At 73.2% G+C, this 4950-nt stretch carries 1 protein-coding gene; it reads left to right on the top strand.

Features of this window, described 5'->3' with window-relative positions:
• Positions 1-4950 (top strand): type I polyketide synthase (locus ABD289_RS25175; protein WP_344138148.1); only part of this gene is annotated, 4950 nt, incomplete at both ends.

A 4950-nucleotide genomic window follows, 5' to 3' on the forward strand; every position in this document is an offset into this window, starting at 1 on the left:
AGTCGTTGCGGCAGGGGGAGTGCTCGCTGGCCCTGGCCGGTGGTGTGACCGTGATGTCGACGCCCAGCGCGTTCATCGGCTTCTCCCGCCAGCGGGGCCTGTCCCCGGACGGCCGGTGCAAGGCCTTCGGCGATGCGGCCGACGGCGTGGGCTGGTCCGAAGGGGTGGGCCTGCTGGTGCTGGAACGACTGTCGGACGCCAGGCGCAACGGCCACGAGGTGCTGGCCGTCATGACGGGTTCCGCGGTGAATCAGGACGGCGCGTCGAACGGCCTCACCGCGCCGAACGGTCCCTCGCAGCAGCGGGTGATCCGGCAAGCCCTGGACACCGCGGGACTCGCTCCGTCCGAAGTGGACGCCGTGGAGGCGCACGGCACCGGCACGTCGCTGGGCGATCCGATCGAGGCGCAGGCGCTGCTGGCGACCTACGGCCAGGACCGCGACCGGCCGCTGTGGCTGGGGTCGATCAAGTCGAACATCGGCCACGCGCAAGCGGCGGCGGGCGTCGCGGGCGTGATCAAGATGGTCGCGGCCATGCGACACGGGGAGCTTCCCCGCACGCTGCACGCGGACTCGCCGTCCACGCACGTGGACTGGGAAGCGGGCGCGGTCGAGCTGCTGACCAGGCCCACCGAGTGGCCGGAAGCGGATCACCCGCGCCGCGCCGCCGTGTCGTCCTTCGGCGTCAGCGGCACCAACGCGCACGTCATCATCGAGCAGGGATCCGCCGCCGACGAGCCCGCGGCCGAACCGCGGGTGACGCCCGCCGCGGTGCCGTGGGTGGTGTCGGCCAGGTCCGAGGAGGCGCTGGACGACCAGGTCACCCGGCTAGGATCGCTCGGCGGGTCGCCGGTCGACATCGGTTACTCGCTGACCACCTCCCGATCCCTGTTCGAGCACCGCGCGGTGCTGGTCGCCTCGGACGATGGGGTGGTCCCGGCCGCGCGCGGCGTGGCGCACGAGCGGTCGCTGGCGGTGCTGTTCACGGGACAGGGCTCGCAGCGGCTCGGCATGGGTCGCGAGCTCTACCACCGGTTCCCGGTCTTCGCCGAGGCGCTGGACGCCGTGCTCGCGCACTTCGATCCCGCGGTGCGGGAGGCGATGTGGGGCGAGGACGCCGAGGCGCTGAACCGGACCGGCAACGCGCAGCTGACGTTGTTCGCCATCGAGGTCGCGCTCTTCCGCCTGGTGGAGTCGCTGGGCGTGCGCCCGGACCACCTCGCCGGCCACTCGATCGGTGAGATCGCCGCGGCGCACGTGTCCGGCGTGCTCGGGCTGGAGGACGCCTGCGCGCTGGTCCGCGCCAGGGCGAGCCTGATGCAGGCGCTCCCGGCGGGCGGCGCGATGATGGCGGTGCAAGCCGGCGAGGACGAGGTGCTCCCGCACCTGGTCGACGGCGTCTCGATCGCCGCGGTCAACGGCCCGGAGTCGGTGGTCCTCTCCGGTGACGAGGACGCGGTTCTCGCGGTAGCGGAGCGTTGGAAGTCGACGCGGTTGAACGTCTCGCACGCGTTCCACTCGCCGCTGATGGAGCCGATGCTGGACGACTTCCACGCGGCCATCAGCGGGTTGTCCTTCCACGCGCCGAGCATTCCGGTGGTCGCCTCGGGCGATGTGACCTCGCCCGAGCACTGGGTGCGCCACGTGCGGGAGGCGGTCCGGTTCGGCGACGCGGTCGCCGACCTGGTCGACGCGGGTGCCACCGCGTTCCTGGAGCTCGGCCCGGAGGGCGTTCTCTCCGGCATGGCGGCCGCATCCGCTCCCGAGGGCGCGGTGCTGGTTCCGATCCTGCGCAAGGAGCGTGGTGAGGAGGACTCGACCATCACGGCCCTGGCCCGGCTGCACGCGGTCGGCGTCGAGGTGGACTGGGGCCCGATCTTCGCGGGAACCGGTGCGCGCCGGGTGGACCTGCCCACCTACGCCTTCCAGAACCAGTGGTTCTGGCCGGAGTCTCCTGCTGCGCAGGACAACTCGCTCGGACTCGGGCTCTCGCCGACCCGGCACCCGCTGCTGGGCTCCGCGGTGGAGCTGGCCGAGGGCGAGGGCGCGCTGTTCACCAGCCTGCTGTCGTTGCGGTCGCACCCGTGGCTGGCCGATCACGCGGTCATGGGGCAGCCGGTCGTACCGGGCGCGGCGCTCGTCGAACTGGCCGCCCGCGCCGGTGACGAGCTCGGCTGCGGCAGCGTCGAGGAGCTGACCCTGGTCTCCCCGCTGGTGCTGCCCGAGCAGGGCGGGGTGCGCCTGCAGGTCTGGATCGGCACGGCTGATCGGACCGGTCGGCGCTCGCTGAACATCTACACCCGGCCGGACGGCGATGAGGAGCAGCCCTGGTCGCCCTGCGCCAGCGGTGTGCTCGCGGCCGAAGAGCGCAGGGCCGCGTTCGACGAGGCGGCCTGGCCGCCCGCGGACGCGGAACCCGTGCCGCTGGACGGCTGCTACGACCGGCTCGCCGAGGCCGGGCTCGAGTACGGCCCGGTGTTCCAGGGCCTGCGCGCGGCGTGGCGACGTGGTGCCGAGGTCTTCGCCGAGGTCGGATTGCCCGATGGCGCGGGCAGCGACGGATTCGACCTGCACCCGGCGCTGTTCGACGCGTGCTTGCACGCGGTGGCGGTCGCCGGCGGCGGCGAGCCCGGTCTCCCGTTCTCCTGGTCCGGGGTGTCCCTGCACGCCGCCGGGGCGTCCGCGCTGCGGGTCCGGCTCGACCGCGGGACCGACGGCTCGATGACGCTCGCCTTGGCCGACCCGGACGGTGCACCGGTGGCGTCGGTGGAAGCGCTGATCGTGCGGCCGGTGTCCGGTGACCAGCTGGCCGTCCCGCGCGGCGATCGGCGGTCGCTGTTCGGCGTCGAGTGGGCGCCGGTGCCCGCGGCGAACTTCGACGAGCGGGTGACCGTGGTCGGCCCGGACGCGTTCGGGCTGGCCGAAACCCTGCGCGGGGCCGGCCTCGGGGCGGACCACCGGCCGGACCTGTCAACGGTGACCGGTGGTGTGGTGCTCGCTCCCATCGCACCCGAGCCGCGCTCCGTCCCGGACTCCGTCCACGCGACGGTGTCGCAGGTGCTCGGCGTGCTGCAGGAGTGGCTGAGCGCGGAACGACCCGACGACGCCCGGCTGGTGTTCGTCACGCGGGGCGCGGTCCCCGGCGATGATGTCGCCGCAGCGGCGTCGTGGGGACTCGTGCGGTCGGCGCAGTCCGAGCACCCGGGCCGGTTCGGCCTGCTGGACCTGGATGCCGGGTCCGCGGACTCCGCGGCGCTGACGACGGCGCTCGGCTCGGCCGAGCCCCAGTTGGCGGTCCGCGACGGCGGGGTTTCGGCGGCGCGCCTGGCGCGGGTGACACCGCAAGACCGGCCGTTCGAGTGGGGTGCCGAGGGCGCGGTTCTGATCACCGGCGGTACCGGTGGTCTGGGCGCCGTGGTGGCTCGGCACCTGGTGGCCGAGCACGGCGTGCGGGATCTTTTGCTGGTCAGTCGCCGTGGCCCGGACGCCGCCGGTGCGGACGAGCTGGTCGCCGAGCTGACAGCGCGAGGTGCCGTTGTCGACGTGGTCGCCTGCGATGTGGCGGACCGGTCGGCTGTGGCCGAACTCGTTGGCCGCCAGCAGGTTTCCGCCGTGGTGCACACCGCGGGCGTGCTCGACGACGGCGTGGTGGAGTCGCTGACCCCGGAGCGCGTGGACGACGTGCTGCGGCCGAAGGTCGATGCGGCCTGGCACCTGCACGAGCTGATCGAGGATTCCGCGGCCTTCGTGGTGTTCTCCTCGGCCGCGGGCACCTTCGGAAATGCCGGGCAGGGCAACTACGCGGCGGGCAACGCCTTCCTGGACGCGCTGGTGCGCAACCGGCGTGCGCGCGGCCTGCCGGGCGCGTCGCTGGCCTGGGGCGCTTGGGCGCAGGCCGGGATGGCCTCCGAGCAGGTATCGCGACCGGGAATGCCCGCCCTGCCGGTCTCCGAGGGACTCGAGCTGTTCGACGCGGCGCTGTCGGCGGCCGAGCCGGTGTTGCTACCGGTCCGGCTGGACCTGCCCGCGATCCGCGCTCGGGGCGAAGTTCCCCCGCTGTTGCGCGGATTGGTGCGCGGCAGGCGGCCCCGCGCCGGTTCGGGGGCGCGCGCGGCCGAATCCTTGGCGACGCGGTTGAGCGGTATGACCGAGGCCGAGCGCCGGGAGGTGCTGCTCGACCTGGTGCGCGGCGAGGTCGCCGGCGTGCTGGGGCACGCCGACGGCAAGGCGATCGATCCGTCCCGGGCCTTCCAGGACCTCGGTTTCGATTCGCTGACCGCGGTGGAGCTGCGCAACCGGCTGGGTTCGACGACCGGTCTGCGGTTGCCAGCGACGCTGGTCTTCGACTACCCGAACTCCGCGGTGCTCGCCGAGCACCTGCGGGACGAACTCCTCGGCGCCGAGGCCGGGACGCCGGTGGTGACGCCCGCCCTGTCGCCGGTCACCGATGATCCGGTCGTGGTGGTGGGCATGGCCTGCCGGTATCCGGGTGGCGTGTCCTCGCCGGAGGACCTGTGGCGGCTGGTCTCGGACGGCGTCGACGCCGTTTCGGAGTTCCCGGACGATCGCGGCTGGGACCTGGACCTGCTGTTCAACCAGGACCCCGAGGAAACCGGCTCGTCCTACGCGCGTTCCGGCGGGTTCCTCAGCGCAGCGGGTGATTTCGACGCCGCGTTCTTCGGGATGTCGCCGCGCGAGGCACTGGCCACCGATGCGCAGCAGCGGTTGTTGCTGGAGGTGGCGTGGGAGTCGCTGGAGCGTTCCGGGATCGCCCCGGCCTCGCTGCGGGGCAGCCAGACCGGTGTGTTCGCGGGTGTGATGTACAGCGACTACGTCCAGCTGCTCGGCGACAGCTCGGAGGGACACCAGGGCACCGGCAACTCGCCGAGCGTGGTCTCCGGCAGGTTGTCCTACACCTTCGGGTTCGAGGGCCCGGCGATGACGGTGGACA

Origin of the sequence: Saccharopolyspora halophila, from assembly GCF_039531955.1 — a bacterium.
Taxonomy (GTDB): domain Bacteria; phylum Actinomycetota; class Actinomycetes; order Mycobacteriales; family Pseudonocardiaceae; genus Saccharopolyspora; species Saccharopolyspora halophila.